Here is a 26,475-nt window from a genome sequence, read left to right on the forward strand (position 1 = left end):
TGGTCGTATCGCGTCGCGACGCGCCGCCAGTCCTTGAGGCGGCCGAACATGATCTCGATGCGGTTACGCCGTTTGTAGCGCCGCTTGTCGTATTTCACCGCCTCCTTGCGAGACTTCCGGCCCGGAATGCAGACTGTTATCCCCTTGTCCTTCAAAGCTTCTCTGAACCAATCGGCATTATAGCCTCTGTCGGCCAGCAACCACCCCGCGTTCGGCAGGCTGTCCAGCAGAGCGGCCGCACCGGTATAATCGCTGACCTGGCCTGCGGACATGAAGAACCCGATCGGGCGTCCGCTGGCATCGGCGGCGGCGTGCAGCTTGGTGTTCATGCCCCCTTTGGTGCGCCCGATCTGGCGCCCGCGCCCCCCCCCTTTTTTATCCCGAGGCTTGATGTCGTGCGGTGTGCCTTGAGGTACCTGCGCAGGCTCACTCGAACGCATGGCGTTCGCCTGCTCACATCGATCATGATTGTCTTGTGCTCGGCGCTTTCGGCAGCCAGGCCGACCATAATCCGGGCGAAGACACCGTGTTCGTGGCTACACTCGGACCAGTGGCGTTTGCCACTCACCTTCAGCGCTTCCAACGGTTGTAAAGCGTCTTGGCGGGGCCGTATTCCTTCGGCGCGTCGCACCACCGCAAGCCATTGCAATTGATAAGGATTATGCCGCTGAGGACACGACGGTCATCGACGCGGGGCTTGCCGTGGCTCTTGGGAAAGAATGGCTTCAGACGCTCCATCTGGGCGTCGCTTAGCGAGTAAAGATTGCTCATCATCGGATCTCCTTGCGGGAGCCTGAATCATCCTAACTGCCTAAAATCAACGGGTCTGAAGCCTAATGTGCTTTGCACCTAGCGTCCGTTACTTCCCTCACCTACCACTCTGTTCCATCTGACTATGTGGGAAGAAATGTGGGGTAAATGTCTTAAGAAGACTGTTTTAAAAAGAAAAATTGCGTTAATTTGGTGCACCCGACAGGATTCGAACCTGTGACCTCTGCCTTCGGAGGGCAGCGCTCTATCCAGCTGAGCTACGGGTGCCTTGCCGCCTGATTACCGATCCCGGTCAGGCGACGCAATGGTGAAAATGCCTCAGGCGGCAGCCAGCGCTGCGATGATGGGGGCGAAATCCTCGGCCTTCAGGCTGGCGCCTCCCACCAGCGCGCCGTTCACGTCGGCAATGGCAAAGATCTGCGCTGCATTGGCCGCCTTGACGCTGCCGCCATAAAGCAGCGCCATGTCTGCCCCATCGGCAAAGCGTTTGGACAGGTCGGCGCGGATACGGGCGTGGACTTCGGCGATCTGGTCATCGGTGGGGGTACGACCGGTGCCGATGGCCCAGACAGGTTCATAGGCGATCACGGTGTTCTCCGCCGTCGCACAATCGGGCACCGATCCGGCCAGCTGTTGCGAGATGACCTGCAAGGTATCTCCGCCATCGCGCTGGCCTTCGGTTTCACCCACGCAGATGATGGTGACCAGACCTGCCTGATGGGCGGCGACGGCCTTGGCGCTGACATCCGCATCGGTTTCGCCGTGATCGGCGCGGCGTTCGGAATGGCCCAAGATCACATGGGTCGCGCCCGCGTCGCGCAGCTGTGCGGCCGCCAGATCGCCGGTATTGGCGCCGCTGGCCTTGGCATGGCAATCCTGCCCGCCGACCTCGATGCCGGGCACGGATTTCGACGACATCGGGTGGATCAGCAGGGCGGGGGGGCAGATGACGACTTGGCACCTGCCGTCGACCGCACCAGCCAAGGCGTCCAGCTGCGCCAAGGCTGCCAGATCGCCATTCATCTTCCAATTGCCTGCAGCGATTTTGCGCGGTGCCATAGATGTCTCCTTCTCCTGCCGGGAAAGCTAGTCACGGGGCGGCACCGGCGCAATATGCAAAGGGGCGTCAGCTTTGGGCGCGGCTGCCTTCCAGCGGCTCGAACCGGACGGATTCGCCACAACCGCAGGCATCGGTCACGTTCGGGTTGCGGAACCGGAAACCGGATTCCAGCAGGCCGGTCTCATAGTCGATCTCGGTCCCGAACAGGAACATCTGCGCCATCGGCGCGATGATGACGCGGGCGCCGTCCTTTTCGACGACCTCCTCGTTGGCATCGGGGGTCTGGGCCAGTTCCATGGTGTATTCCATGCCCGCGCAGCCGCCTTTCTTCAGGCCGATCCGCAGGCCAAAGGCGTCCTTGCCGGCCATCAGGCGCGCGATCTGCGCGGCGGCCTGGGCGGTGATGGTGACGGGGGCGGTGCCGGGTATGGCGAACATGGCGGGATCCTTATGCTGACCCTCAAGATAGTGATCCGGCCCGCGACGCTTCAACCCCGCAGGCCGTGAAAGCTTACATGAAGCCCAGTTCCAGCCGGGCCTCGTCGGACATCATGTCCATGCCCCATTGCGGCTGGAAGGTCATTTCGACATCGACCTGCTTGACGCCGGGCAGGGGTTCGATCGCATCCGCGACCCAGCCGGGCATCTCGCCGGCGACGGGACAGCCGGGGGCCGTCAGGGTCATGGTCACGCGCACCTCGTTCTGTTCGTTCGCCTCGATCGTGTAGATCAGGCCCAGATCATAGATGTTGACCGGAATTTCCGGGTCATACACCGTCTTGCACGCCTCGACGATCGCCTCGTAGAGCGGATGGTCCGTGGTCGAGGGCGCGATCAGCGGCGCGCCTTCCATCAGGGGTTCGGTCATCACATCATCCTTCAATTCCGACCAATTATATAGGACACGCCAAGGCCGCGGTCCAGTGGTGGCCCGGCATTGCGCCCAAAGGACGCTGCGGTTAGATACGTCCGGTTCCAGCGACAGGCAGCATGATGACGAAACGCATCTCTTTCACCCTTCACGCGACGGATGGCGCGGCCCGCACGGGCGTCATCGACACGCCGCGCGGCGAAATCCGTACCCCGGCCTTCATGCCTGTGGGAACGGCCGCGACCGTCAAGGCGATGCTGCCCGGATCGGTGCGTGAAACGGGGGCCGACATCCTATTGGGCAACACCTATCACCTGATGCTGCGCCCCGGTGCCGAACGCGTCGCGCGCCTTGGCGGGTTGCATCAGTTCATGAACTGGGAGCGGCCCATCCTGACGGATTCGGGCGGCTTTCAGGTCATGTCGCTGGCCGGCCTGCGCAAGCTGACCGAAGAGGGCGTGACATTCTCCAGCCATGTCGACGGGTCCAAGCATCACCTGACCCCCGAACGCAGCATGGAGATCCAGCGCCTGTTGGGGTCCGACATCGTCATGGCCTTCGACGAATGCCCCGCGCTGCCCGCGACCGAGGACGAGGTCGCGAAATCCATGCGCCTGTCGATGCGGTGGGCGCAGCGGTCGCGCGATGCCTTTGGCGACCGCCCCGGACATGCGCTGTTCGGTATCATGCAGGGCGGCGTGACCCGCGACCTGCGCGAGGAATCGGCGAAGGCCCTGACCGATATCGGCTTTGACGGATATGCCGTCGGCGGTCTTGCCGTGGGAGAGGGACAGGAGGCGATGTTCGGCGTGCTGGATTACGCCCCCGGTTTCCTGCCCGCAGACAAGCCGCGCTATCTGATGGGGGTGGGCAAACCCGACGACATTGTGGGCGCGGTGCAGCGCGGCATCGACATGATGGATTGCGTGCTGCCCTCGCGGTCGGGGCGCACGGGGCAGGCCTGGACGCATCGCGGTCAGGTCAACATCAAGAACGCGCGCCACCAGGACGATCCGCGCCCGCTGGACGAAACCTGCACCTGTCCGGCCTGCACCGGCTACAGCCGCGCCTATCTGCACCATGTCTTCCGGTCGGGCGAAATGATCAGCGGCATGCTGCTGACTTGGCACAACCTGCATTATTACCAACGGCTTATGGGCGGTCTGCGGGACGCCATCGCGGCCGGGACGCTGGATGCCTTCGTGGCGCGGTTCCACGCCGATCGCGCGCAGGGTGATATCGAACCGCTTTGATGCGTTTTTGCGCCGCGTCACCCTTGCGCGGCGCAAACGGGACGTTATGTTCGAATTGTTCTCAGGGCGGGGTGCAATTCCCCACCGGCGGTGACAGCCCGCGAGCGCCCCTTCTTAGGAAGGGGGTCAGCAGATCCGGTGAAATTCCGGGGCCGACGGTATAGTCCGGATGGAAGAGAACCGTGTCAGATCCTGTCCCCGGGGTCCGTCATGGCTCGTGCTCTGGGACCTGACGCAAGCAACGTAAGGTTCCTGATAAGATGACCAACCAATCCCCCCGTATCGCCTTCATCAAGGCCCGCTGGCACGCCGATGTCGTGGACCGCGCCCATGACGGTTTCGTCGATGCCGCCGAAGGCCTGATCCCCAATGCCCGCATCGACGCGTATGACGTCCCCGGCGCGTTCGAGATGCCGCTTTTGGCCAAGAAGCTGGCCCAGACCGGCAAATACGACGCCGTCGTCGCCGCGGCGCTGGTCGTCGATGGCGGCATCTATCGTCATGATTTCGTGGCCCAGGCCGTGGTGTCGGGCCTGATGCAGGCCGGCATGGAAACGGGCGTGCCCTGTTTCTCGGTCTCGCTGACGCCGCATAACTATCAGGAAACCGACCTGCACACGGCCTTCTTCACCGACCATTTCGTCAAAAAGGGCGCCGAGGCAGCCGAAGCCGTCCGCCAGATCCTGGCTCTGGACGTTCAGCTGGCCGCCTTGGATCAGGCCTCGGCCGCCTGATCCAGTCTCAGGCGATGCCGGGACACCAGCATCGCCCGGGTCTGTTCCAGTTCCGATGCGGTGCGGTCGGGTAACCATCCCAAAGCCGTGCCGCAAATCCCCGCGATGCAATCCAGATCGCGCGCCGACAGCTGACCCGTGACGGCCAGCGCGGTCCGCCGCATCACCAGGTCGGGCAGGTGGACCACCTGTTCATGGGTGATCAGCCAGGTCAGTTCGGCATGGCTGTAATCGGCATCGCGCAGCATCTGCGGACCTGTTCCTTCGACCTGCAAGATCCCGGTCGCGGTCGTGCCGTATCGCGCCAGCAGGGTCGCGGCCCGCGCAGGGGACGCGCCACTGGCCCTCGCCGCATCGCGCGCCCATGCTGCCGCATCGGTGGGATAATCCCGACCGCCACCGATCGGCGCGTTTTGGGTGTCGCGCAGGCGTGTCCGGTCCAGACGCGACAGGACCGTGTCGGCGACTTCGGCGGCAAAACCGCGGAAGGTCGTCCATTTGCCGCCCACCAGACAGATCACCGGCCAGCGGCGGTCGCCCGCGGGCTCCAGCACCGGTGCGGAATGATCGCGGCTGATCAGCCCCGGATTGTCGGCATCCGACGCGGGCAGCGGCCTGATGCCGGAATAGGCATAGACGATCTGGTTGCGGTCAAATTCCAGCCCCGGCAGCAGGCCGCGCAGGGCCGACAGGAAATAGTCGATCTCGGGGTCTTCGCAGGTGACGGTGTCGGGGTTGTCGGCGCGGATGTCGGTCGACCCGACCAGCGCCCGCCCCAGATAGTCGAAGACCAGACAGATGCGCCCGTCATCGGCCTCGAAATAGATCATGCGCCCGTTCAGCGCCTGCAGCAGCGCGGGATGATCCAGCAGGATATGCGATCCCTTGGTGCCGCCGATCATCGCGGTCGTCATTCCCAGCTGTTCGTTGACCCTGTCGATCCAAGGCCCCGCGGCGTTGACGACGATGCGCGGGCGCAGCGTCAGCGGCCCTTCCGCAGTGGTCAGCGTGACCCCATCGCCGTCGCTGCCCGTCAGGGCGGCATGGTTCAGCGCGCGGGACGATGGCTGCGCCCGCATCCCGTCGGCCAGCAATTCCCAGACCAGCCGTTCGGGCATGCTGACCGTGGCGTCATAGTAATGACCGGCGGCCACGATGCGCGGCGTCAGCGGCGGGATTTCCCGCAGCGCGCGCGCCTTTGACCACATCTGGTGGCGCGGCATCACACGGTGTCGGCGGCCATAGAAATCATACATCGCCAGCCCGACCTTCATCAGGGCAGCACCGCGATTGCGCGGCGCGGTGGTCGATCCCATCAGCGTGCGCAGGGCCGCGCCCACGCCCTTGAACCACGAAAAGATCGGGATGACGGTCGCCAGCGGCTTGACCAGATGCGGCGCGTTCTTCAGCAGCAGGTTGCGTTCCAGCGTCGATTGCGCGACCAGACCCAGCTCGGCCGTTTCCAGATACTTGATGCCGCCATGGATCAGCCGCGATGGCGCGGCCGATGTGCCGCCCCCGAAATCGCCCTTGTCGGCGATGACGCAGGTCAGTCCTTGTTCGCACAGGTCGCGGAACAGGCCCGCCCCGTTGATCCCGGCACCCAGGATCAGCACGTCGATGTCTTGCGGTCGGGTCATCTTGGGCCTTGCAGCGCCTCGAGGCGCGGCCAGATCGGCCGCAGGGCGTCGTTCAATTCGGTGAAGACCGCATAGCGTTCAGCCATCTGCGCGCTGCGGTCGGGGTCGGGCGAAAAGCGGGTCGTGACGGCGTCCAGATCACGCGGATCATGGCGGGGGGATGCAAACAGTCCCACGCCCGACCCGGCACAGAGGGCGGCACCCCATGCGGCAGCCTCGTCGGTGGCGGTGACGGTGACGGGCATGGCCAGCACATCGGCAAACAGCTGGGCAAAGACCGGGCTGCGCGAAATGCCCCCTGTCAGCCGCGCCACCTGCGGCTGGAACCCGTGGCGCAAGGCATCGACATGGTGGCGGTGGTTGAAGGCGATGCCCTCGATCACGGCGCGCAGCATGTGGCCGCGATCCTGCCAGCCGCGCAGGCCGAAGAACGCGCCGCTGGCGGTCGGACCATGCGGCGATCCGAACAGGTAGGGGTGGAAGATGGCGGATGACGGCTGGGCCAGGGCGGCCTCGATCTCGGGGATGATCTCGGCGTGCAGCGCGCCGCCCCGGTCCTGCGCCTGCCGTCCTTCGACCGCGCAGAGCGTGTCGAGGAACCAGTCGTAATTCGCCGCCGATGCGGGCGAAATCGACATGGCGTTCCATTCCCCCATGCTGATGCCATTGCGGCAGAACCAGCGCGGATCGGACAGCGGCTGGGCCGTCACCGTTTCATTGATGGAATAGGTGCCCGCCACGATCGCCACGGTCCCCGCACCATAGCCGCCCGACCCAAGCGCCGAGGCCGTCACATCATGCAGCCCGGCCACGACCGGCGTGCCCTCGGACAGCCCCGTCAGGCGGGCGGCTGCATCGGTCACATGCCCCACCACCTGATCGGGCAGGGCAATCTCGGGCAGGGGGATGGTCACGCCGAAAATGGCGGGGATGTCGGGCGCAAAGCCTTGGGTCCGGACGTCGGTGAACGAGGTGCTGGCCTCGGTCAGGTCGGTGCCGATGCGGCCCGACAGGCGGAATGTCAGCCAGTCCTTGCAGGCCAGAACATGGCCGATGCGGGCAAAGCGTTCGGGTTCATGGTTGCGGATCCAGGCCAGGATGGCCGATGGCGCGGATGCATGCGGCATCTGCCCCGTGCGATCCAGCGCCCGCTGCGCAGTACCGTCATCCTGCCAGCCCTGGGCGATGTCGCCCGCGCGGCTGTCCAGCGACAGGATGCCCGGCCCCAGTGGACGCGCATCGCCGTCCAGCAGATAGAGACCGTCGCCATGGGCCGTGGCGGCGACGGCGGCGATGTCGCCCGCGGGCCGGCCGCATCCGGCAACGGCTTCGGCAATGGCGGCTGCGGTCTGCGCCCACAGGTCGTCCATGTCGCGTTCGACATGGCGGGGCCGGGGCATCGATTGCGCCACCCGCCGGCGCGCCGTGGACAGGACGTGGCCCCCTTCGTCAAAGATCACCGCCTTGGTGACGGTCAAACCGTTATCGATGCCAAGGATCAGCGCCATGGAGGGGGACTTTCGGAGAGGAAAGGGGCGCGCGGTCAGGCGCGCCCCGATGCGGTGTCACTGGTCCAAAACGAAGGGCGCGCTGTAGCTGTCGACATTGTCGGCGGTGATCAGCAGACAATCGAACAGCTGCTTTTCGACATCGACGCCGGTTTCGCCGGTCTTGATGAAATTGTCGGCCTGGCGCACGGCCTCTTCGGCGAAGATGGCGACGGGCTGCAGGACGGTATAGGCCATTTCACCCGCCTTCACGGCGTCGACCGCATCGGGCGATCCGTCGAAACCGCCGACGACGACGCCGTCCAGCTTGCCAGCCTCTTTCAGGGCGGCGATGGCGCCCAGGGCCATTTCGTCATTCCCCGAGATCACGCCGTTCATGTCCGGGTTCGCCTGCAGCAGTGACTGCATGCGCTGATAGCCTTGGGTGCGGTCCCAGTTGGCGACTTCCTGGCCGACCTTCTCGAATTCGGGATACTGGCTCAGCACGGTCTCGAAGCCGTTGGACCGGGTCTGGGCGTTGTTGTCGGAAGGCGCGCCGAACAGTTCGACATAGGTGCCGCCATCCTCGCCCATCGCCTCGACCCAGGCCTGCGCGCCAAGGGCCGCGCCTTGGGCGTTGTTCGACACCAACTGCGCCTTGGCCAGACCTTCCTGGTTGATCTCGGCATTGACCAGGAAGACGGGGATGCCCGCGTCGACGGCCTTCTGGACCGCACCGACCGAACCGTCGGCATTGGCCGGGTCCAGCACGATTGCCACCGATTTGTTGGTGATGGCCGTGTCGATCAGCGTGCTTTCGGTGTTGGTGTCGCCGCGATGGGCGGCCACATTGGCGGTATAGCCCAGTTCCTCGGCGGTGGCCTTGGCGACCTCGCCCTCGGTGAACCAATAGGGGTTGGCCGGATCGTTCACGATCACGGTGATCAGTCCTTCGGCCCAGGCCGATCCGGCCATCAGCGGCACGGTGGCCACGGCGGCCATCAGCATGCGGCGTGTCATCTTCATCATCTCTACTCTCCCTGTAAAAAAACACTGTATGCCGTGAGTGGCGATCTTTCCGCCCGCATGTCTTCTCTGCGGGCGGGGAAGGGGGGACGGGGGTCAGCCCTTGCGGGCGCCGCTGCCGTATTGAAGCGAGTTCATCAGGACGGCCAGCACGATCACCGCACCGGTAAAGACCGTCTGCCAATAGGAACTGACGCCGATGATCACCAGCCCTGCCGACAGGAAGCCGATGACGAAGGCGCCCAGCATCGTGCCGCGCACATTGCCGCGCCCGCCGGTCAGGGCCGCGCCGCCGATGACGACCGCGGCGATGGCGGTCAGTTCATAGGTCGTGCCTGCCGTGGGACCGGCCGAGGTCAGCTGCGATGCCAGGACCAGCCCCGCGACGGCCGCCAGCATGCCCGACACCATATAGACGGTGATCTTGACCCGTTTGACGGGAACGCCCGACAGTTCGGCGGCGCGTTCATTGCCGCCCGATGCGTAAAGCCAGCGCCCGAAGGCCGAGCGGCCCAGCATCAGCCCCGCCAGGATGGCGATGGTGCCCAGCACGATGACCGAGATGGGAATGCCCGCCAGCCGGTTGAAGCCCAGCCAGTTGAAGCCCGTGTTGCCCAAGGCTTCGGACCCGCGAAGGTTGTTGTAGGTCAGGCCGTTCGTCATCAAGAGCGCGACGCCGCGGGCGACATACATGACGCCAAGCGTGGCCACGAAGGGCGGCACCTTGAAGACGGCGATCAGCACGCCGTTGACCGCGCCCACGGCGGCGCCGACGCACAAGGTCAGCACCACCACCGCCCAGACCGGCGGATAGAGGATGACCCCCAGGCTGTTCAGTTCGACGCCTTGCATCATGGCGCCCGCCACGACCCCCGACAGCGCCAGGATCGACCCCACCGACAGGTCGATGCCTCCGTTCAGGATCACCAGCAGCATGCCGATGGACAGGATGCCATAGATGGCCACCTGGCTGGACATGATCAGGAAGTTGCCGACCGAGAAATAGTTGGGCGACATCAGCGAAAAGACCACGATAATGGCGATCAGCGCGAAGAAGGCGCGGCCCTCCAGCAGCAGGCGGCCGATATTCATCTGGCGGCCTTTCGCGGGGGTGGCGGTGGTTGTTGCGGACATGGTTTCCTCCCTCGCGCTCAGGCAGCCACGGACTCGCCCGAGGCGGCCATGATCTTTTCCTTCGAGACGCTGCTGTCGAATTCGGCCGTGATGCGGCCCTTGTGCATGACGATGATCCGATGCGCGATGGACAGGCATTCGCTGACTTCGGATGTCGAATAGATCACGGCCAGGCCGCTTTTCGCACCCTCGGCCAGCAGGCGAAAGACCTCGGCCTTGGCGCCGATGTCGATGCCGCGCGAGGGTTCGTCCAGCATGATGACGCGGGGCCGGGTGGCCAGCATCTTGCCGATGACGACCTTCTGCTGATTGCCGCCCGACAGCGACCCGATGCCGGCATTGCCGCCCGATGTCTTGACCGTCACCTGACGGATGCTGTCATCGACCAGCTTGCGTTCGTCGCGGCTGCTGGTGAACAGCCCGCGCGTGAACCGCGCGATGGATGCCAGGGACAGGTTCTGCCCCACGGTCATGGTCTGGACCAAGCCATCGCGCTGGCGGTCCTCGGGGACCAGGGCCAGGCCGCGGGCGATGCGTTCCGCGATGGACAGATGAGAGATTTCCTGGCCTTCCAGCACCACATGGCCACCGGACGCCTTCAGGCGACCTGCCACCGTTTCCAACAGCTCGGTCCGGCCCGCGCCCATCAGGCCATAGATGCAGACGATCTCTCCGGCGCGGACATCCAGCGACAGCTGGTCCACCAGGTCAAAGCCCGCGGGGTCGGGGACCGACAGGTCGCGGATCGACAGGGCGACCTCGCCCTTGTCGCTGTCCGGCGGGCTGCCCAGGTCGTAATTCTCTCCGACCATGTTGCGCACGATCCATTCCAGGTCGATTTCGGCGCGGGGGGCATAGGCGGTCATGGTGCCGTCGCGCAGCACGACCGCATGATCGGTGATGGTCAGCGCCTCTTCCAGGTGGTGCGAGATATAGACGATGCTGACGCCCTTGGCGGTCAGGTCGCGGATGACCTTGAACAGCACCTCGACCTCGGTGGCCGACAGCGCGCTGGTCGGTTCGTCCATGATCAGGATGCGGCTGTCCACCGACAGGGCACGGGCGATTTCGACGATCTGCTGCTGGCCAAGGCGCAGTTCCTCGACCGGCGTGGCGGGGTCGATCTCTTCCTCCAGCTCGGCCATCAGGGCGCGGACCTGGCGGTCCTCCTCGGCGAAATTGACGCCGGTCGGGCCCTTGATCTCGCGGCCCATGAAGATGTTGTCGCGCACCGACAGGTTGGGGGCCAGCGACAGTTCCTGGTGGATGATGGAAATGCCGCGGTCGCGCGCGTCATTGGCATTGGCAAAGCTGACCGGCTGGCCGTCCAGCACGATCTCCCCGGATGTGGGCTGGATGACGCCCGAGAGGATCTTCATCAGCGTCGATTTCCCGGCGCCGTTTTCCCCGAACAGCGTCGTCACCTGACCCCGGCTGATGTCGAAGTTCACGCCCTTCAGGGCATGGACCTGGCCATAGGACTTGGCGACGTTGCGGGCGGCCAGAACCGTTTCCTCGGTCATTGGACCTCCAGCGAGACGGGGGTGATCAGCCAGTTGGCAGGGTTGATCAGGCGGAAGGCACCGGTGACGGTGACGGTCTTGCCGGTCAGGTTGGCGGTGTCGACGGGTTCCAGCACCTGGGCTGCCATGGCGCGGTTGATGCCCGCGCCCGCGTCCTGGTATTCGATCTGGTTCTTGAAGCCACCAAAGGCGATGTCGCCCGGTGCGTCGCGCAGGTCGGTGCCGTTAATGGCGGGGCCGGTCTGGACGCGGACCTTCTGGTCTTCGGACAGGCCTTCGACGCTCAGGGGATAGACGCCCGCGCGCGGTTCGCCCGCCACGCCGGTGACGGTGACCATCATGATCGCGCCGGTGGATGCGGGGGTGCCGTATTCGGCGATGGCCGCATCCTTGTCGGCGGCGATGGCCTGGGCCAGCGTCACCGCATCGACCGCGCGTTCCTGGATGACGGACTGGATGCGCGGGAATTCGGTGGTGCCATAGGTATCGGCGGAAAACGCCTGCTGGCGGGCGTCGGCCTCGGACCCGACCTGCACGACGGTCGTGTCCAGCGCGATGGCCGCCAGAACGGCGACGCCAAGCGCCAGCGACAGGTAAAGGCCGCGGCGCGGGGCGGCGGGCGCCTTGGGTGCGGTGGATGTGCTGGTCATGTCATGGCCCCGGTCTGATCAAGAAAACGGCCGCGGAACGCTGCGCGGCCCTGGCGGGGGCATGGACGGATCTGTGGCGATGAATGCATGCGACCGGCCTCCCCTCCGGTGGTTTGCTGTTGCGGGGTCAGGGTGACCCGGCGATTCCATCCTGTCACCGTGGCTTTTGGCACAGGATGACTGTGACCCTATATGAAAAAAATTACGCTGTCCGTAAAAAAATACGTTTCGTGAAAGATGGCATTCCTATAAGACTGGGGCAAGCCGCGCCGACAGGTCCGAACCCGTCCCCGCGGAGGGAGAGTGATTATGACCAGCATCAGCAGCATCGCCGGGTCCCATGTCCGGGCCTGACATCCTTGTCGGAATCGACGCGGGAACCTCGGTCATCAAGGCCGTGGCCTTCGACCTGGCGGGGCGCCAGCTTGGCGCGTCGTCGGTTCCCAACACCTATCTGACGGGGCAGGGCGGGTCCGCGACGCAGGCGATGGGGCGCACATGGGATGATTGCGCGACCGCCCTGCGCGGCTTGGGCGACCGCATCCCCGATCTGGCGCGCCGCACCGCCGCGCTGTCGGTAACGGCGCAGGGGGATGGAACCTGGCTGGTCGGGCAGGACGGCCCGGTGGGGGATGCATGGCTGTGGCTGGACGCCCGCGCCGCGCCTACCGTCGACCGCCTTGCCGCCGGCCCGATGAACCGCCGACGGTTCGAGGCGACGGGCACCGGCCTGAACACCTGCCAGCAGGGCGCGCAGATGGCGCATATGGATGCCCACGCGCCCGATCTGCTGGACCGCGCCCAGGTCGCGCTGCATTGCAAGGACTGGCTTTACCTGAACCTGACGGGCATCCGCGCCACCGACCCGTCCGAGGCCAGCTTCACCTTCGGCAATTTCCGCACCCGCGCCTATGACAACGACGTCATCGCGGCGCTGGGGCTGGAACGCCGCCGCCATTTGCTGCCGCCGATCATCGACGGCACGCAGGTCACCCATCCGCTGACGGCGGATGCCGCGCGCCGCACCGGTCTGCTGGCGGGGACGCCGGTGTCGCTGGGCTATGTGGACATGGTGATGACGGCGCTGGGCGCCGGCGTGCGGGGCGGGGCGGGCGACGTGGCCTGTTCGACGGTCGGCTCGACCGGGGTACATCTGCGCGCGGTCGATGCGGGGCAGGTGGTCCTGAACGATCACGGCACCGGCTATGTCATCTGCCTGCCGATCCCGGGCGTCGTCACGCAGGTCCAGACCAACATGGCCGCGACGCTGAACCTGGACTGGGTGCTGTCGGTCGCGGCGGGGATCATGTCGGACCTGGGGCATTCGATCAGCCACCGCGATTTGGTCGTCCATCTGGAGGGCTGGCTGGCGCGGTCGCAACCCGGACAGATCCTGTACCACCCCTATATTTCCGATGCCGGGGAACGCGGGCCCTTCGTCAGCGCCGATGCACGGGCGGGGTTCGTCGGGCTGTCGGCGGGGCATCGGTATCCGGACCTGGTGCGGGCCGTGGCCGAGGGGTTGGGGATGGCCATGCGCGACTGTTACGCCGCGATGGGGCCGCTGCCCTCCGAACTGCGCCTGACGGGCGGGGCCTCGCGTTCGGCCAGCCTGCGCGCGATCCTCTCGGCCTCGCTGAACGCCCCGGTGCGCGTGTCGCAACGCGACGAGGCGGGCGCCGCCGGGGCCGCGATGATGGCCGCTGTCGCCATCGGCGCCTATCCCGACATGGATGCCTGCATCGCCGAATGGGTCACGCCGCTGCTCGATGCGCCCGAGCCCCCCGATCCGGCCCTGGCGCAAACCTATGACCGGCTGTTCCCGGCCTTTGCCGCCGCCCGCGCGGCGCTGCCGCCGACATGGACCGCCCTTGCCGCCAACCGCGCGGCCCAGACAGGAGTTTCCGATGACCAGCACCAGTGACATGATTGATCTTTTCGTGATCGGCGGCGGCATCAACGGGGCCGGCGTCGCGCGCGATGCGGCGGGCCGTGGCCTGTCGGTGGTCCTGTGCGAAAAGGACGACCTGGCGCAGGGAACGTCGTCACGGTCGGGCAAGCTGGTCCATGGCGGGCTGCGCTATCTGGAATATTACGAATTTCGCCTGGTCCGCGAGGCCCTGATCGAGCGCGAGGTCCTGCTGGCCGCCGCCCCGCACATCATCTGGCCGATGCGCTTCGTGCTGCCCCACAGCCCCGATGACCGGCCTGCCTGGCTGGTCCGGCTGGGGCTGTTCCTGTACGACAACCTGGGCGGGCGCAGGAAATTGCCCGGCACCCGCACGCTGGATTTGCGCCGCGCACCCGAAGGCGCAGCCCTGCTGGACAGCTATCACAAGGGGTTCGAATACAGCGACTGCTGGGTCGATGACGCGCGTCTGGTGGTTCTGAACGCGGTTGGTGCCGCCGAAAAGGGCGCGACCGTGCTGACCCGCACCGCCGTCACCCAGGTCCGCCGCGAGGATGGCGCGTGGACCGTTACCACCACCGATGCCGCCAGCGGGGAAACCCGCAGCTTCCGCGCTCGCTGCCTGGTCAATTGCGCCGGCCCTTGGGTCAGCGATTTCATCACCCGTGTCGCGGGGTCGAATTCGGCCCGCAACGTGCGGTTGGTCAAGGGCAGCCATATCATCGTGCCGAAATGGTGGGCGGGCAGCCAAGCCTACCTGGTCCAGAACCACGACAAGCGGGTGATCTTCATCAACCCATACGAAGGTGACAAGGCGCTGATCGGCACGACCGACATCGCCTATGACGGTCGCGCCGAGGATGTGACCGCCGATGCGTCCGAGATCGACTATCTGCTGGCCGCCGTGAACCGATACTTCAAGGAAAAACTGCGCCCCGATGACGTGTTGCACAGCTTTTCGGGCGTTCGGCCGCTGTTCGACGACGGGCAGGGCAACCCGTCCGCCGTCACCCGCGATTACGTCTTCGACCTGGACCAGACGGGCGGCGCGCCGATCTTGAACGTGTTCGGCGGCAAGATCACCACCTTCCGCGAACTGGCCGAACGCGGCATGCACAAGCTGCGCGACATCTTTCCCGACATGGGCGGCGACTGGACCGAAACCGCGCCCCTGCCCGGCGGGGACATGGCCAACGCCGATTACGAAAGCTATGCCAACCTGCTGCGCGAACTGAACCCCTGGATGCCGCGCGGCCTGGTCCACCATTATGGCCGCCTTTACGGCACGCGCACCCGCGATGTGGTGGCGGGGGCGGCCAGCCTGGCCGATCTGGGCACCCATTTCGGCGGAAATCTGTACGAGGCCGAGGCGCGATACCTGGTCGCCCATGAATGGGCGCAGACACCCGAAGACATCCTGACCCGCCGCACCAAGCATTACCTGCACCTGACGCCCGACCAGCAGGCGGCGTTCAAGGACTGGTTCGCGGCATCCGATCTGGCCCGGAAGGGGGACTGACGCCATGGCGCTGACGCTGTCGCTGAACACCAATCCGCTGGTCAACCGCTTTGCCGAAGCCGATGACCTGATCGACACCGTGGCGCGCGACCTGCGCATCCGCGACCTGCAACTGACGCATGAATTCATCAATCCCGGCTGGCCTGCGCCGCTGATCCGCCGTCTGACCCGGCAGATGCGCGCCGCGCTGGACCGGACCGGGGTGCGGGTGACCAGTGGCATGACCGGCCCCTATGGACGCCTGAACCATTTCGGCCATCCCGATGCCGATGTGCGGCGATATTATGTCGACTGGTTCAAGACCTTTGCCGACATCACCGCCGATCTGGGCGGCACCAGCATCGGCACGCAATTCGCCATCATGACCTATCGCGATTTCGACGATGCGGCGCGGCGCGAGGATCTGATCCGCATCGCGCTGGATTGCTGGGCCGAGGTCGCCGAACATGCCAAGGCGGCAGGCCTGGACTATCTGTTCTGGGAACCCATGAGCGTGGGCCGCGAATTCGGCGACACCATCGCCAGCGCCATGGCCCTGCAGGACCGCATCACAGACCGCGGCATGGCGATCCCGATGTGGATGATGGCTGATATCGATCATGGCGATGTCACCAGCGACAATCCCGACGATTTCGACCCCTATGCCTGGGCGCGGGCGGTGCCGCGGGTCAGCCCCATCATCCATATCAAGCAGTCGTTGATGGACAAGGGCGGCCACCGGCCCTTCACCGCCGAATTCAACGCCCGGGGCCGTATCCAGCCTGCGGTCCTGCTGCGCGCCTTTGACCAGGGCGGCGCGCTCGACAACGAGATCTGCCTGGAGCTGAGTTTCAAGGAACGCGACCCCAATGACCGGCAGGTCATCGCCCAGATCGCCGAAAGCGTTGCATTCTGGGCGCCGCATATCGACACCGGCGCCGATAAGCTGAATATCTGAGAGCGTTTTCACCACAGGACCCGTCGATGCCCCAGCCCTTCGCCTTTGCCACCGCCACGGAAATCCTGTTCGGCCGGGGGCAGGCGGCCCATGCAGCAGGTCGTGCGGCGGCACTGGGCCGCGATGTCCTGCTGGTCCACGGACGTGATGCGGCGCGCAGTGCCTGGCTGGCCGATGCCCTTGCGGCGAAGGGATGCCGCGTCACGGGGTTCGCCGTGGGCCGCGAACCCGACATGGCGCTGGTCCAGGCCGGGGTCGATGCGGCCTGGACCGCGCAGGTGGTGATCGCCATCGGCGGCGGCGCGGTCATCGACGCCGGCAAGGCCATCGCAGCGCTGGTGCCCGCCACCCGCCCCATGCTGGATCATCTGGAGGTCGTGGGCCATGGCCTGCCGCTGGATCACCCGCCCTTGCCCTTCATCGCGATGCCCACCACCGCCGGGACCGGGGCCGAGGTGACGCGCAACGCCGTCATCGGCGTGCCCGAACACGCCCGCAAGGTCAGCCTGCGCGACCCCATGATGCTGCCACGCCTGGCGATCGTCGATCCGGCGCTGACGGATGGATGCCCGCGCGTGGTGACGCTGGCATCCGGGCTGGACGCCATCACGCAGGTGATCGAGCCGTTCGTCTGCACCCGCGCCAATCCGCTGACCGACGCGCTGTGCCGCGACGCCATCCCGCGTGGTCTGGCCGCCCTGATGTGTTTGATGCGGGTCGAAGACCCCGCCGCCCGCGATGACATGGCATGGGTCAGCCTGTCTGGCGGGCTGGCGCTGGCCAATGCGGGCCTGGGCGCGGTTCATGGGCTGGCGGGACCGCTTGGCGGGCTGACGGGCGCGGCGCATGGCGCGATCTGCGGGGCGCTGCTGCCGCATGTGCTGCGGGCCAATCGCCGTGCGGTCCGGGATGCGGGCCTGGCCGCCCGTCTGGATCATGTGGGGGCGTGGATCGGTGCGGCCTTTGGCAAAGCGGATGCCGATGTCGATCGCGCCGCAGACCTGCTGGCGGATTGGGCGCGCAATGCCGGGCTGCCCGGCCTGACGGCGCAGGGCGTGGGTGCCGATGCCATGGCGCAGGCCGCGACGTCGGCCGCCAGTTCGTCATCCATGAAGGCGAACCCGGCGATGCTGGACGCCGATGCCTTGAGCGGCATCATGCGGGCGGCGCGCTGATGGCGCGGCGCGACCCTTCGGACCCCGATCAAAGCCTGGCGATCCGCGCGGCCTGGCTGCATTACGCGGGCGGGCTGACGCAGGCGGCGGTGGCCAAGCGGCTTGGCGTGCCGGGGGTCAAGGCGCATCGTTTGATCGCGCGGGCGGTGGCCGACGGCGTGGTCAAGGTCAGCATCGACGGCGAGATCGTCGAGTGCGTCCAGCTGGAGGATCAGCTCTGCACCCGCTTTGGCCTGGCCCATTGCGAGGTGGCCCCAGATCTGGGCGAGGAGGGGATCCCCTTTCGCGCCCTGGGTCTTGCCGGGGCCGCGTTCCTGCGGCGCGAGATCGAGCGCGGCGACCATCCCGTCATTGGGCTGGGCCATGGCCGGACCCTGTCGGCGGCCGTCGCCCAACTGCCCCGGTTCGAGGCGAGGGGCGTTGATTTCGTGTCATTGCTGGGCGGATTGACCCGCAACTATGCCGCCAACCCGCATGACGTGATGCACAGCCTGGCCGGAAAGACCGGCTCCAGCGCCTATGTGCTGCCGGTGCCGTTCTTTGCCAATTCCGAAAGCGATCGCGCGATCCTGCTGGCCCAGCCCGGCGTGCGCGAGATCTTCGACCTGTCCAGTCGCGCGACGCTGAAGCTGGTAGGGATGGGCACGGTCACCGCAGGCGCGCAGCTTGTCGCATCGGGCATGATCGAACCGCATGAGATCGCCGAAATCCATGCGGGCGGCGCCATCGGCGAGATGATGGGACATTTCTTCGACGAAAGCGGCAGCGTGCTGGAAACGACGCTAAGCGCGCGCACCCTGTCGGTCGATCTGTCGGGCACCGGCAATGACGGCATCGTCGTCATCGCAGGGGGGGCGGAAAAGGTGCGGGCCATCCGCGCCGTCCTTAACAGCGGTCGCCTGACCGGGCTGATCACGGACGAGGCGACGGCCCGCCATTTGGTAGCTTAGGGCGCGCCCGGTCGAAACCGGACGCGCCGCCGATCATGACTGATCCAGCGTCGGATAGTCGGTGTAACCCTTGGCACCGCCACCATAGAAGGTATCGGGGTCGGGTTCTTTATAGGGACCGTCCTGTGCGATGCGGGCGGGCAGGTCCGGGTTGGCGATGAAGTCGCGGCCAAAGGTGATGGCGTCGGCCTTGCCGTTCTTGACCCATTCCTCGGCCTCGGCGGCGGTGAATTCGCCATTGGCGATGAACACCCCGCCAAAGGCCGCCTTCATCCTGGTCATCAGGTCGGCTGCCTGATCCTTGCCCTTGCCATCGCCGGTATGGTCGTTGGGACGGACGACGTGCAGATAGGCCAGACCCTTGCCCGACAGCGCCTTGGCGGCGGCGGTGTACAGCGTTTCGGGATCGTCGTCATGGCTGCCGCCCGGGCCGCCCTGGGGCGACAGGCGGACGCCGACCCGGCCCGGACCCCAGGCTTCGGCGGCGGCATCGACGGCCTCGACCAGCAGGCGGACGCGGTTTTCGACCGAACCGCCATAGGCGTCGGTGCGCTTGTTCACTGACGACCGCAGGAACTGGTCGATCAGGTATCCGTTCGCGCCATGGACCTCGACCCCGTCAAAGCCTGCGCGGCGGGCGCATTCCGAGGCGTGGCGGTAATCGTTCAGCAGGCGCGGGATCTCGTCCGTTTCCAGCGCGCGGGCCTGGGGGTGGGGCACGGTCGGGCCTTCTGGCAGCAGATCACCCACGAAAGCCTCGCCCTTGGGGGTCCATTCACTGGCCGAGACGGGCGCCGCGCCGTCATGGAAGACGTTGTGGCTGATGGCACCCACATGCCACAGCTGGCAGACGATCTTGCCGCCCTTTGCATGGACCGCGTCGGTGACCTTCTTCCAGCTTTCGACCTGCGCCTCGGAATAGATGCCGGGGGTCCAGGCATAGCCCTGGCCTTCGGTGCTGATCTGCGTGGCTTCGCTGACGATCAGCCCGGCACCGGCGCGCTGGCTGTAATAGGTGGCGTGCAGGTCGGTCTGGGCCAGTTCATCCGGCGTCGACCGCGAGCGGGTCAGCGGAGCCATCAGAATGCGGTTCGCGGCGTTGATGTCGCCGATGGACAGCGGTTCGAAAAGCGGTGCGTGAGCGGGCATGTGTCATCCTTCGATATCGATTGGATTGTTGGCGGCGTAACGACAGCCGTGGTCGAAGGTTCCAGCCGATGAACGGGCAGTTGCCCGCCCATGCGGCGTTTGTAACATTTTTAAATCACAAAATAACATTTCAGGGCATTGATAGTCCCAATCTTGATGTTATGAAGCATCAGACGGCTTACGAAGGATTCGGTTTTGAAACGCGACGAACGCAGACAGGCGATCATGGATCTGCTGGTGGAAACGCGCGCCGTGGACCTGGACGAATTGGCCGAACGCTTTTCCGTGTCCAAGATGACGATCCACCGCGACCTGGACGATCTGGATCAGGCGGGGCTGCTGCGGAAGGTGCGCGGCGGGGCGACAATCGACGCGGGCACCCAGTTCGAAAGCGATTTCCGCATCCGCGAGACGCAGGACGCCGAGGCCAAGGCCCGCATGTCCCGCGCCGCGCTGGAGCTGGTCGAGCCGGGCATGACCGTGATGGTCAATGACGGTTCGATGGCGGCGCTGCTGGGCGGCAGCCTGGTGGAAAAGGGACCTCTGACGGTCATCACCAACAATGCCGCCGTGATCGACCGCCTGAAGGGCGCGCCGCGCATCACGCTGATCGCGCTTGGCGGCGTCTTCAGCGCGAAGTTCAACGGCTTCTTCGGCATGGTGACCGAGGATTCGCTGTCGCGGCTGCGCGCCGATATCGCCTTCATCTCGGCCCCCGCGGTGCTGGGACTGCAGGCGTTTCACATGGACGACAATGCCGTGCGGACCAAGCGGGCGATGATGGCAGTGGCGGACCGCCGCGTCCTGCTGGTCAACCACCAGCGGTTCGGGCGTTCGGCGCTGCAGTCGCTGGCCCGCCTGACCGATTTCGACACGATCATCACCGATGCCATGCCCGCATCCGATGCCTTGGTGCATCTGGACCGCGCGGGCATTGGCCTGACCATTGCCAAGGACTGACGACATGACGGATTTCTGGATCGGCACCAGCTGGAAGATGAACAAGACCCTGCCCGAGGCGCGCGAATTTGCCACTGCCCTTGCCGCGGCGGATGCGGACCGCGACCCGCGCATCCAGCGCTTTGTGATCCCGCCCTTCACCGCCTGCCGCGAGGTCGCGCAGATCCTGTCGGAGACCAGCGTCAAGGTCGGCGCCCAGAACATGCACTGGGCCGACCAGGGCGCCTGGACCGGAGAGATCAGCGCGCCCTTGCTGACCGATTGCGGGCTGGACATCGTCGAGCTGGGTCACAGCGAACGGCGCGAACATTTCGGCGAAACGGATGACACCGTCGGCCTCAAGGTCGAGGCCGCCGTCCGTCACGGGCTGATCCCGCTGATCTGCATCGGCGAGACGCTGGAGGAACGCCAGGCGGGCCGCGCGACCGAGGTGCTGTCGGCGCAGGTGCGCGGCGCCCTGGGGCGGCTGTCGGACGACCAGAAGGCCGCGACGATCCTGCTGGCCTATGAGCCGGTCTGGGCGATCGGGGAAAACGGCATTCCCGCCACTTCGGATTATGCCGATGCCCGCCAGGCCGAAATCATCGCCACCGCGCAGCATGTGTTGGGGCGGCGGGTGCCTTGTCTTTATGGCGGCTCGGTCAATCCCGACAACTGCCAGGAGCTGATCGCCTGCCCGCATATCGACGGGCTGTTCATCGGCCGGTCGGCTTGGGCGGTCGAGGGTTACTTGGATATTCTGGCGCGCTGCGCCGCAACCGTGTGAGAAAAGGGGAAACAGGATGAAACTGGCAATTGCAGGCGACAGCGCGGGCGAGGGACTGGCCCTGATCCTGGCCGAACATCTGAAGGACAAGCACGAGGTGTCCCAGGTCAGCCGCACCGATGCGGGCGCGGACGCCTTTTATGCGGACCTGTCGGACCGCGTCGCGTCGGGCGTGAAGGACGGCACCTATGACCGCGCCATCCTGGTCTGCGGCACCGGCATCGGGGTCTGCATTTCGGCCAACAAGGTGCCGGGCATCCGCGCGGCCCTGACCCATGACACCTATTCCGCCGAACGCGCCGCGCTGTCCAACAATGCGCAGATCATCACCATGGGCGCCCGCGTCATCGGCCCCGAACTGGCCAAGGCCATCGCCGATGCTTGGCTGGCCGAAACCATGAATTTCGACGCCGAAGGGCGTTCGGCCGGCAATGTGAACGCCATCGACGCGGTCGATGCCAAGTACAACAAGGGCTGATCATGCTGCATCTTCCCAATGACAGCGCGCCGACCGGCCCCCTGCTGTCCGACATGCTGTCGGGCACCGGGGCCGAAGGCGTGGTGCTGACCATCGCACAGGCGCTGCCGCCCCTGGCGCAGCGGCTGGCGGCGGGGCGTCTGCATGGCGACCCCGATGCGATCGTCGGCACGAATGACAGCGGCGACAAGCAGAAGGCGCTGGACGTCGCGGCCCATGACCACATGATCGCGGCCCTGCGCGCCGCAGGGGTCCGTCAGGTCCTGTCCGAGGAAGCCGAACAGGTCGTCGCCCTGAACCCCGACGGCGCCTTTGACGTCGCCATCGACCCCATCGACGGGTCGGGCAGCATCGGCATCGGCGCGCCCCTGGGCCTGCTGTTCACGGTCCTGCCTGCGGCGCCCGAGGGCTTTTTGCGCCGCGGCCGCGACATCGTGGCGGCGGGCTATGCCTCCTTCGGGCATTCGGTCGATTTCGGCTGGTCGGTGGGGCAGGGCGTCCATGTCGCCACCTTCGATGCGGAAGTGGACGCCTTCCGCATCGCACGCCAGAACCTGCGCCTGCCCGCCAAGGCCAAGACCTTCGCCTGGAACGCGTCGAACGAACGCCACTGGTCGGCGCCGCTGCAGAAATGGGTCGCCGATCTGCGTTTGGGCCGCGACGGCCCGCAGGAGCGCGACGTCAACATGCGCTGGCTGGCGGCGGCAGTGGGCGACATGCACCGCATCCTGATGCAGGGCGGCGTGTTCCTCTATCCCGCCGATGCACGCCCCGGATATGAAAACGGCCGTCTGCGGCTGATCTATGAATGCGTGCCCATGGCCTATCTCGCCGAACAGGCGGGCGGACGCGCCACCAATGGCGAAACCGACATCCTGGACCTGGTGCCAGACGAATTGCACCAGATGTCCGCCATCTTCTTCGGGACCGGTTCCGAGATCGACCTGATTCATTCCTATCTGTCAGCCAACAAGGACTAAGCCAACATGGCGATGATCACCCTGCGTCAGCTTTTGGACCACGCAGCCGAGAATGGCTATGCCGTGCCGGCCTTCAACATCAACAACATGGAACAGGGCCTGTCGGTCATGCAGGCGGCGCAGGCGACTAGGTCGCCCGTGATCCTGCAGGCCAGCCGCGGCGCGCGCGCCTATGCCAACGACCTTGTGCTGGCCGGCCTGATCGGCGGCCTGTCGCGCGCCTTCCCCGACATTCCGATCTGCATGCATCTGGACCACGGCAACGGGCTGGAAACCTGCGCGACCGCGATCCAGAACGGTTTCACCAGCGTCATGATGGACGGCTCGCTGAAGTCGGACGGCACGACGCCCGCCGACTACGCCTATAACGCCGACATCACCCGCCGCGTGACCCAGATGGCCCATGCCTGCGGCGTGTCCGTCGAGGGCGAACTGGGCGTCCTGGGCAGCCTGGAAACCGGCATGGGTGATCAGGAGGACGGCCACGGCGCGACCGAGAAGCTGTCCCATGACCAGCTTCTGACCGACCCCGACGAGGCCGTGCGCTTTGTCCAGGATACCGGCGTCGACGCGCTGGCCATCGCCATGGGCACCAGCCACGGCGCCTACAAGTTCACGAGGAAGCCCGATGGCGACATCCTGGCGATGAACGTGATCGAGGAGATCCACCGCCGCCTGCCCAACACCCACCTGGTGATGCACGGCTCCTCCTCGGTCCCCGAGGATCTGCAGGAGATCATCAACAGCTATGGCGGCGACATCCGCCCGACCTGGGGTGTGCCGGTCGAGGAGATCCAGCGCGGCATCAAGCACGGCGTGCGCAAGGTCAATATCGACACCGACAACCGCCTGGCCATGACCGCCGCGATCCGCAAGACCTTTGCCGAAGACCCGGCCGAGTTCGATCCGCGCAAATACCTCAAGCCCGCGATGGCGATGATGGCGCAGGTCTGCAAGGACCGGTTCGAAGCCTTCGGCACCGCCGGCAATGCCGACAAGCTGCAGCCGCTGCCGCTGGCGGCGATGGCCGCGCGCTACTGATCTGTGACACCTTGATGACGGGTGCGGGGATCGGCCCCCGCACCCGTTTCCATGTCTTGCCCCGCCCTGTCAATTCCAATATGCATGAAATATGGATTTGACAGGAAAGGTTCCGACATGACCCGCATCGCGCTGAACGGACTTGGCCGCATCGGCAAGCTGGTGCTGCGCGACCTCATGGCATCGGGGGCGGGGGGCGACCTGGTCCTGCTGAACGATGCGCAAGGCACGCCCGAACAGCATGCGACATGGCTGGAATTCGACAGCATCCATGGCCGCTGGCGGGCGGACATCACCCATGCCGCCGACAGCCTGACCATCGATGGCCGGCAGATGGCCCTGACCCGCGCCGCCCGGATCGAGGATCTGCCGCTGGAGGCGATGGGCATCGACGTGGTCATCGACTGCACGGGGGTCTTCAAGACCGCCGCCGCGCTGCAGCCCTATTACGATGCGGGGGTCAAGCGGGTGGTCGTGTCCGCGCCGGTCAAGGATGGCGGCGCGCTGAACCTGGTCTATGGCATCAATCACGGCGATTACGATCCCGCGCAGCACCGCCTGGTGACGGCGGCCAGCTGCACGACGAACTGCCTGGCCCCGGTGGTCAAGGTCATCCACGAAGCCTTGGGCATCCGTCATGGGGCCATCACCACCATCCATGACGTGACGAACACGCAGACCATCGTCGATCGCCCGGCCAAGGATGCCCGCCGCGCCCGGTCGGCGCTGGCGAACCTGATCCCCACCACGACCGGTTCGGCCACGGCCATCACGCTGATCTATCCCGAACTGGCCGGTCGCCTGAACGGCCACGCCGTGCGGGTGCCGCTGCTGAACGCCTCTCTGACCGATTGCGTCTTCGAGGTCGAGCGCCCCACCACCGCCGAGGAGGTCAACGCCCTCTTCGCCGCTGCTGCCCGCGGCCCGCTGAAGGGCATCTTGGGGTATGAGGAGCGGCCGCTGGTGTCGTCCGATTACCTGAACGATCCGCGTTCGGCGATCATCGACGCGAGCTCGACGATGGTGATCGACGGGACACAGGTCAAGATCTATGCCTGGTACGACAACGAATGGGGCTATGCCTGCCGCCTGGCCGATATTGTGCGGATGGTGGCGGCGTCATGAACGCGATGCGCGCCTATATGGCGGTGACGGCCGCGTATTGGGCCTTTATGCTGTCGGACGGGGCCTTGCGGATGCTGGTCCTCTTGCATTTCAACGGGCTTGGCTTCTCGCCCGTGCAGCTGGCCTATCTGTTCCTCCTCTATGAGGTCGCGGGCATCGTGACCAACATGGCGGCGGGCTGGATCGCGGCCCGGTACGGGCTGGCCAGCACGCTTTATGCGGGGCTGGGGTTGCAGATTGCGGCACTTGTGCCACTGGCCCAGCTGGACCCGGCCTGGAGCGTGGGATCTTCGGTCCTCTTCATCATGGCGGTCCAGGGGGCCAGCGGCGTTGCCAAGGATCTGGCCAAGATGTCGTCGAAATCGGCGGTGAAGGTGCTGGCGCCCGAAGGCGACGGGACGCTGTTCCGGTGGGTCGCCGCGCTGACAGGATCGAAGAATGCGGTCAAGGGGCTGGGCTTCTTCCTGGGGGCCGCAATGCTGGGGCTGGCGGGGTTTCAGGCTGCCATCTGGCTGATGGCGGCGGTGCTGGCGGCGATCCTGCTGGCCATCATCCTGTTCTTGCCTGCGGGTCTGCCCAAGGGGCGAAAGGACAGCAAGCTGGCCGCCATCTGGTCCCGCGATCCCCAGATCAACCGGCTGTCGCTGGCGCGGATGTTCCTGTTCGGCGCGCGCGATGTCTGGTTCGTGGTGGGCATCCCCGTCTATTTCCAGTCGGTGCTGTCGGATGGCACGCCGGACGGCCGTCGCGCGGCATTCTTCGTGATCGGCGCCTTCATGGCGGTCTGGATCATCGGCTATGGCGCGGTCCAGGCGGCAGCCCCGCGCCTGCTGGCCGCGCGGGGCAGGCCGCTGGAGGCGATTACCGACAAGGCCATCACCTGGGCCGGGCGTCTTGTGCCGATCCCCTTTCTGCTGGCCGGGCTGGTGCTGTTGTCGGATGGGTCTGCGGCTTGGCTGACGGCATCGCTTGTCGCGGGGCTGCTGCTGTTCGGAGTGGTCTTCGCGCTGAATTCGGCCGTGCATTCCTATCTGATCCTAGCCTTTGCCAAGGCCGAGCGTGTGACCATGGATGTCGGTTTCTATTACATGGCGAATGCGGCGGGAAGGCTCTTGGGGACGTTGCTGTCGGGGCTCAGCTATCAGGTCGGAGGGCTGGCATTGTGCCTGGCGACGGCGGGGCTGATGGCGCTGGCATCCTGGCTGTGCGCGGGGCGCCTGCGCCGACCCCTGTGATGCGCTCAAGGGTCCGGCGGATGCACCGACCTGTCCGGGGCGCGGTGCCGGATGGGAATAATTATTTGCGACAGGGGGCTAGACAATCGGTCTAGCGACATT

The 26,475-nt window shown here is 66.0% G+C and carries 24 protein-coding genes, 1 tRNA gene, 1 pseudogene and 1 riboswitch; of the genes and pseudogenes, 14 read left to right on the plus strand and 12 right to left on the minus strand.

Annotated elements, in window-relative coordinates; translation table 11 throughout:
• The 5 genes and pseudogenes from DKT70_RS10015 to DKT70_RS10035 all read right to left on the minus strand — a co-directional run.
• Positions 1-771, minus strand: a pseudogene (locus DKT70_RS10015) (IS5 family transposase); the annotation flags it as partial.
• Positions 772-961: 190 nt separating this feature from the next.
• Positions 962-1,038 (minus strand) — tRNA-Arg (locus DKT70_RS10020).
• Positions 1,039-1,089: 51 nt separating this feature from the next.
• Complete coding sequence (gene tpiA / locus DKT70_RS10025; RefSeq protein WP_111559010.1) at positions 1,090-1,830, minus strand: triose-phosphate isomerase; 741 nt, start codon at positions 1,828-1,830, stop codon at positions 1,090-1,092.
• 67 nt (positions 1,831-1,897) lie between these two features.
• Complete coding sequence (locus DKT70_RS10030) at positions 1,898-2,269, minus strand: HesB/IscA family protein (RefSeq protein WP_111559011.1); 372 nt, start codon at positions 2,267-2,269, stop codon at positions 1,898-1,900.
• Between the two features lie 73 nt (positions 2,270-2,342).
• Positions 2,343-2,699: an SUF system Fe-S cluster assembly protein gene (locus tag DKT70_RS10035; protein ID WP_072297068.1), complete on the minus strand. Its 357-nt coding sequence runs from the start codon at positions 2,697-2,699 to the stop codon at positions 2,343-2,345.
• Positions 2,700-2,824: 125 nt separating this feature from the next.
• Here DKT70_RS10035 and tgt point away from each other — a divergent pair, with 125 nt between their 5' ends.
• Both tgt and DKT70_RS10045 read left to right on the plus strand, forming a co-directional pair.
• On the plus strand, positions 2,825-3,955 hold the full coding sequence (gene tgt / locus DKT70_RS10040; RefSeq protein ID WP_111559012.1) for a tRNA guanosine(34) transglycosylase Tgt: 1,131 nt from the start codon (positions 2,825-2,827) through the stop codon (positions 3,953-3,955).
• Positions 3,956-4,008: 53 nt separating this feature from the next.
• A riboswitch (FMN riboswitch) is annotated at positions 4,009-4,140 on the plus strand.
• 75 nt (positions 4,141-4,215) lie between these two features.
• The gene (locus tag DKT70_RS10045) at positions 4,216-4,689 is read left to right on the plus strand and encodes a 6,7-dimethyl-8-ribityllumazine synthase (RefSeq protein WP_111559013.1); all 474 of its coding nucleotides are present in this window, start codon (positions 4,216-4,218) and stop codon (positions 4,687-4,689) included.
• Here the strand turns inward: DKT70_RS10045 and DKT70_RS10050 are convergent.
• The 6 genes from DKT70_RS10050 to DKT70_RS10075 form a co-directional block, all read right to left on the minus strand.
• A complete protein-coding gene (locus DKT70_RS10050; RefSeq protein ID WP_111559014.1) occupies positions 4,671-6,329 on the minus strand; it encodes a glycerol-3-phosphate dehydrogenase/oxidase in 1,659 nt (552 codons plus the stop codon). The genes DKT70_RS10045 and DKT70_RS10050 overlap by 19 nt on opposite strands.
• Entirely contained in the window at positions 6,326-7,837 is a 1,512-nt protein-coding gene (locus DKT70_RS10055; protein ID WP_111559015.1) for an FGGY-family carbohydrate kinase, read from the minus strand. The genes DKT70_RS10050 and DKT70_RS10055 overlap by 4 nt, the downstream gene beginning before the upstream one ends.
• Positions 7,838-7,894: 57 nt before the next feature.
• Positions 7,895-8,845, minus strand: coding sequence for a D-ribose ABC transporter substrate-binding protein (locus tag DKT70_RS10060; RefSeq protein ID WP_325048035.1), 951 nt, complete (start codon positions 8,843-8,845; stop codon positions 7,895-7,897).
• 93 nt (positions 8,846-8,938) lie between these two features.
• Positions 8,939-9,976 carry an ABC transporter permease gene (locus DKT70_RS10065; RefSeq protein WP_111559016.1) on the minus strand — a complete coding sequence of 346 codons (1,038 nt, stop codon included), beginning with the start codon at positions 9,974-9,976 and terminating at the stop codon, positions 8,939-8,941.
• A gap of 17 nt (positions 9,977-9,993) precedes the next feature.
• A complete protein-coding gene (locus DKT70_RS10070) occupies positions 9,994-11,499 on the minus strand; it encodes a sugar ABC transporter ATP-binding protein (RefSeq protein ID WP_111559017.1) in 1,506 nt (501 codons plus the stop codon).
• Positions 11,496-12,149, minus strand: coding sequence for a DUF2291 domain-containing protein (locus tag DKT70_RS10075; RefSeq protein ID WP_111559018.1), 654 nt, complete (start codon positions 12,147-12,149; stop codon positions 11,496-11,498). Before DKT70_RS10075 ends, DKT70_RS10070 begins: the two co-directional genes overlap by 4 nt.
• A 340-nt stretch (positions 12,150-12,489) precedes the next feature.
• On the opposite strand from DKT70_RS10075, the gene DKT70_RS10080 reads away from it, so the two are divergent.
• The 5 genes from DKT70_RS10080 to DKT70_RS10100 are packed head-to-tail and all read left to right on the plus strand — an operon-like array spanning position 12,490 to position 18,639.
• Positions 12,490-14,073, plus strand: coding sequence for an FGGY-family carbohydrate kinase (locus tag DKT70_RS10080; RefSeq protein WP_111559019.1), 1,584 nt, complete (start codon positions 12,490-12,492; stop codon positions 14,071-14,073).
• Entirely contained in the window at positions 14,057-15,577 is a 1,521-nt protein-coding gene (locus DKT70_RS10085) for a glycerol-3-phosphate dehydrogenase (RefSeq protein ID WP_111559020.1), read from the plus strand. Before DKT70_RS10080 ends, DKT70_RS10085 begins: the two co-directional genes overlap by 17 nt.
• Before the next feature lie 4 nt (positions 15,578-15,581).
• Entirely contained in the window at positions 15,582-16,514 is a 933-nt protein-coding gene (locus tag DKT70_RS10090) for a TIM barrel protein (protein ID WP_111559021.1), read from the plus strand.
• 26 nt (positions 16,515-16,540) lie between these two features.
• On the plus strand, positions 16,541-17,689 hold the full coding sequence (locus DKT70_RS10095; protein WP_111559022.1) for an iron-containing alcohol dehydrogenase: 1,149 nt from the start codon (positions 16,541-16,543) through the stop codon (positions 17,687-17,689).
• Complete coding sequence (locus DKT70_RS10100; RefSeq protein WP_111559023.1) at positions 17,689-18,639, plus strand: sugar-binding transcriptional regulator; 951 nt, start codon at positions 17,689-17,691, stop codon at positions 18,637-18,639. The genes DKT70_RS10095 and DKT70_RS10100 overlap by 1 nt, the downstream gene beginning before the upstream one ends.
• 33 nt (positions 18,640-18,672) lie before the next feature.
• On the opposite strand, the gene DKT70_RS10105 is transcribed toward DKT70_RS10100, so the two are convergent.
• Positions 18,673-19,788, minus strand: coding sequence for an alkene reductase (locus DKT70_RS10105; RefSeq protein WP_111559024.1), 1,116 nt, complete (start codon positions 19,786-19,788; stop codon positions 18,673-18,675).
• Between the two features lie 195 nt (positions 19,789-19,983).
• On the opposite strand from DKT70_RS10105, the gene DKT70_RS10110 reads away from it, so the two are divergent.
• From DKT70_RS10110 to arsJ, 7 genes are all read left to right on the plus strand, one after another.
• Complete coding sequence (locus tag DKT70_RS10110; RefSeq protein ID WP_111559025.1) at positions 19,984-20,748, plus strand: DeoR/GlpR family DNA-binding transcription regulator; 765 nt, start codon at positions 19,984-19,986, stop codon at positions 20,746-20,748.
• 4 nt (positions 20,749-20,752) lie between these two features.
• Positions 20,753-21,514, plus strand: coding sequence for a triose-phosphate isomerase (locus tag DKT70_RS10115; RefSeq protein ID WP_111559026.1), 762 nt, complete (start codon positions 20,753-20,755; stop codon positions 21,512-21,514).
• A gap of 16 nt (positions 21,515-21,530) precedes the next feature.
• A complete protein-coding gene (derI, locus tag DKT70_RS10120) occupies positions 21,531-21,992 on the plus strand; it encodes a D-erythrulose-4-phosphate isomerase (RefSeq protein WP_111559027.1) in 462 nt (153 codons plus the stop codon).
• 2 nt (positions 21,993-21,994) lie between these two features.
• Positions 21,995-22,972, plus strand: a complete 978-nt coding sequence (locus DKT70_RS10125) for a class 1 fructose-bisphosphatase (protein WP_111559028.1) — start codon at positions 21,995-21,997, stop codon at positions 22,970-22,972.
• A gap of 6 nt (positions 22,973-22,978) precedes the next feature.
• On the plus strand, positions 22,979-24,013 hold the full coding sequence (gene fba / locus DKT70_RS10130) for a class II fructose-bisphosphate aldolase (RefSeq protein ID WP_111559029.1): 1,035 nt from the start codon (positions 22,979-22,981) through the stop codon (positions 24,011-24,013).
• Positions 24,014-24,130: 117 nt separating this feature from the next.
• Positions 24,131-25,138 (plus strand): ArsJ-associated glyceraldehyde-3-phosphate dehydrogenase, encoded by a 1,008-nt coding sequence (locus DKT70_RS10135; RefSeq protein WP_111559030.1) that lies wholly within the window; start codon positions 24,131-24,133, stop codon positions 25,136-25,138.
• On the plus strand, positions 25,135-26,373 hold the full coding sequence (gene arsJ / locus DKT70_RS10140; RefSeq protein ID WP_111559031.1) for an organoarsenical effux MFS transporter ArsJ: 1,239 nt from the start codon (positions 25,135-25,137) through the stop codon (positions 26,371-26,373). Before DKT70_RS10135 ends, arsJ begins: the two co-directional genes overlap by 4 nt.
• Positions 26,374-26,475 lie beyond the last annotated feature (102 nt).

The organism is Paracoccus sediminilitoris, from assembly GCF_003259195.1.
Lineage (GTDB): Bacteria > Pseudomonadota > Alphaproteobacteria > Rhodobacterales > Rhodobacteraceae > Paracoccus > Paracoccus sediminilitoris.

Coding starts and splice junctions, on each gene's coding strand:
- tpiA (WP_111559010.1), bottom strand. CDS start 1,830: ATGGCACCGCGCAAAATCGCTGCAGGCAATTGGAAGATGAATGGCGAT.
- DKT70_RS10030 (WP_111559011.1), bottom strand. CDS start 2,269: ATGTTCGCCATACCCGGCACCGCCCCCGTCACCATCACCGCCCAGGCC.
- DKT70_RS10035 (WP_072297068.1), bottom strand. CDS start 2,699: ATGACCGAACCCCTGATGGAAGGCGCGCCGCTGATCGCGCCCTCGACC.
- tgt (WP_111559012.1), top strand. CDS start 2,825: ATGACGAAACGCATCTCTTTCACCCTTCACGCGACGGATGGCGCGGCC.
- DKT70_RS10045 (WP_111559013.1), top strand. CDS start 4,216: ATGACCAACCAATCCCCCCGTATCGCCTTCATCAAGGCCCGCTGGCAC.
- DKT70_RS10050 (WP_111559014.1), bottom strand. CDS start 6,329: ATGACCCGACCGCAAGACATCGACGTGCTGATCCTGGGTGCCGGGATC.
- DKT70_RS10055 (WP_111559015.1), bottom strand. CDS start 7,837: ATGGCGCTGATCCTTGGCATCGATAACGGTTTGACCGTCACCAAGGCG.
- DKT70_RS10060 (WP_325048035.1), bottom strand. CDS start 8,845: ATGATGAAGATGACACGCCGCATGCTGATGGCCGCCGTGGCCACCGTG.
- DKT70_RS10065 (WP_111559016.1), bottom strand. CDS start 9,976: ATGTCCGCAACAACCACCGCCACCCCCGCGAAAGGCCGCCAGATGAAT.
- DKT70_RS10070 (WP_111559017.1), bottom strand. CDS start 11,499: ATGACCGAGGAAACGGTTCTGGCCGCCCGCAACGTCGCCAAGTCCTAT.
- DKT70_RS10075 (WP_111559018.1), bottom strand. CDS start 12,149: ATGACCAGCACATCCACCGCACCCAAGGCGCCCGCCGCCCCGCGCCGC.
- DKT70_RS10080 (WP_111559019.1), top strand. CDS start 12,490: ATGTCCGGGCCTGACATCCTTGTCGGAATCGACGCGGGAACCTCGGTC.
- DKT70_RS10085 (WP_111559020.1), top strand. CDS start 14,057: ATGACCAGCACCAGTGACATGATTGATCTTTTCGTGATCGGCGGCGGC.
- DKT70_RS10090 (WP_111559021.1), top strand. CDS start 15,582: ATGGCGCTGACGCTGTCGCTGAACACCAATCCGCTGGTCAACCGCTTT.
- DKT70_RS10095 (WP_111559022.1), top strand. CDS start 16,541: ATGCCCCAGCCCTTCGCCTTTGCCACCGCCACGGAAATCCTGTTCGGC.
- DKT70_RS10100 (WP_111559023.1), top strand. CDS start 17,689: ATGGCGCGGCGCGACCCTTCGGACCCCGATCAAAGCCTGGCGATCCGC.
- DKT70_RS10105 (WP_111559024.1), bottom strand. CDS start 19,788: ATGCCCGCTCACGCACCGCTTTTCGAACCGCTGTCCATCGGCGACATC.
- DKT70_RS10115 (WP_111559026.1), top strand. CDS start 20,753: ATGACGGATTTCTGGATCGGCACCAGCTGGAAGATGAACAAGACCCTG.
- derI (WP_111559027.1), top strand. CDS start 21,531: ATGAAACTGGCAATTGCAGGCGACAGCGCGGGCGAGGGACTGGCCCTG.
- DKT70_RS10125 (WP_111559028.1), top strand. CDS start 21,995: ATGCTGCATCTTCCCAATGACAGCGCGCCGACCGGCCCCCTGCTGTCC.
- fba (WP_111559029.1), top strand. CDS start 22,979: ATGGCGATGATCACCCTGCGTCAGCTTTTGGACCACGCAGCCGAGAAT.
- DKT70_RS10135 (WP_111559030.1), top strand. CDS start 24,131: ATGACCCGCATCGCGCTGAACGGACTTGGCCGCATCGGCAAGCTGGTG.
- arsJ (WP_111559031.1), top strand. CDS start 25,135: ATGAACGCGATGCGCGCCTATATGGCGGTGACGGCCGCGTATTGGGCC.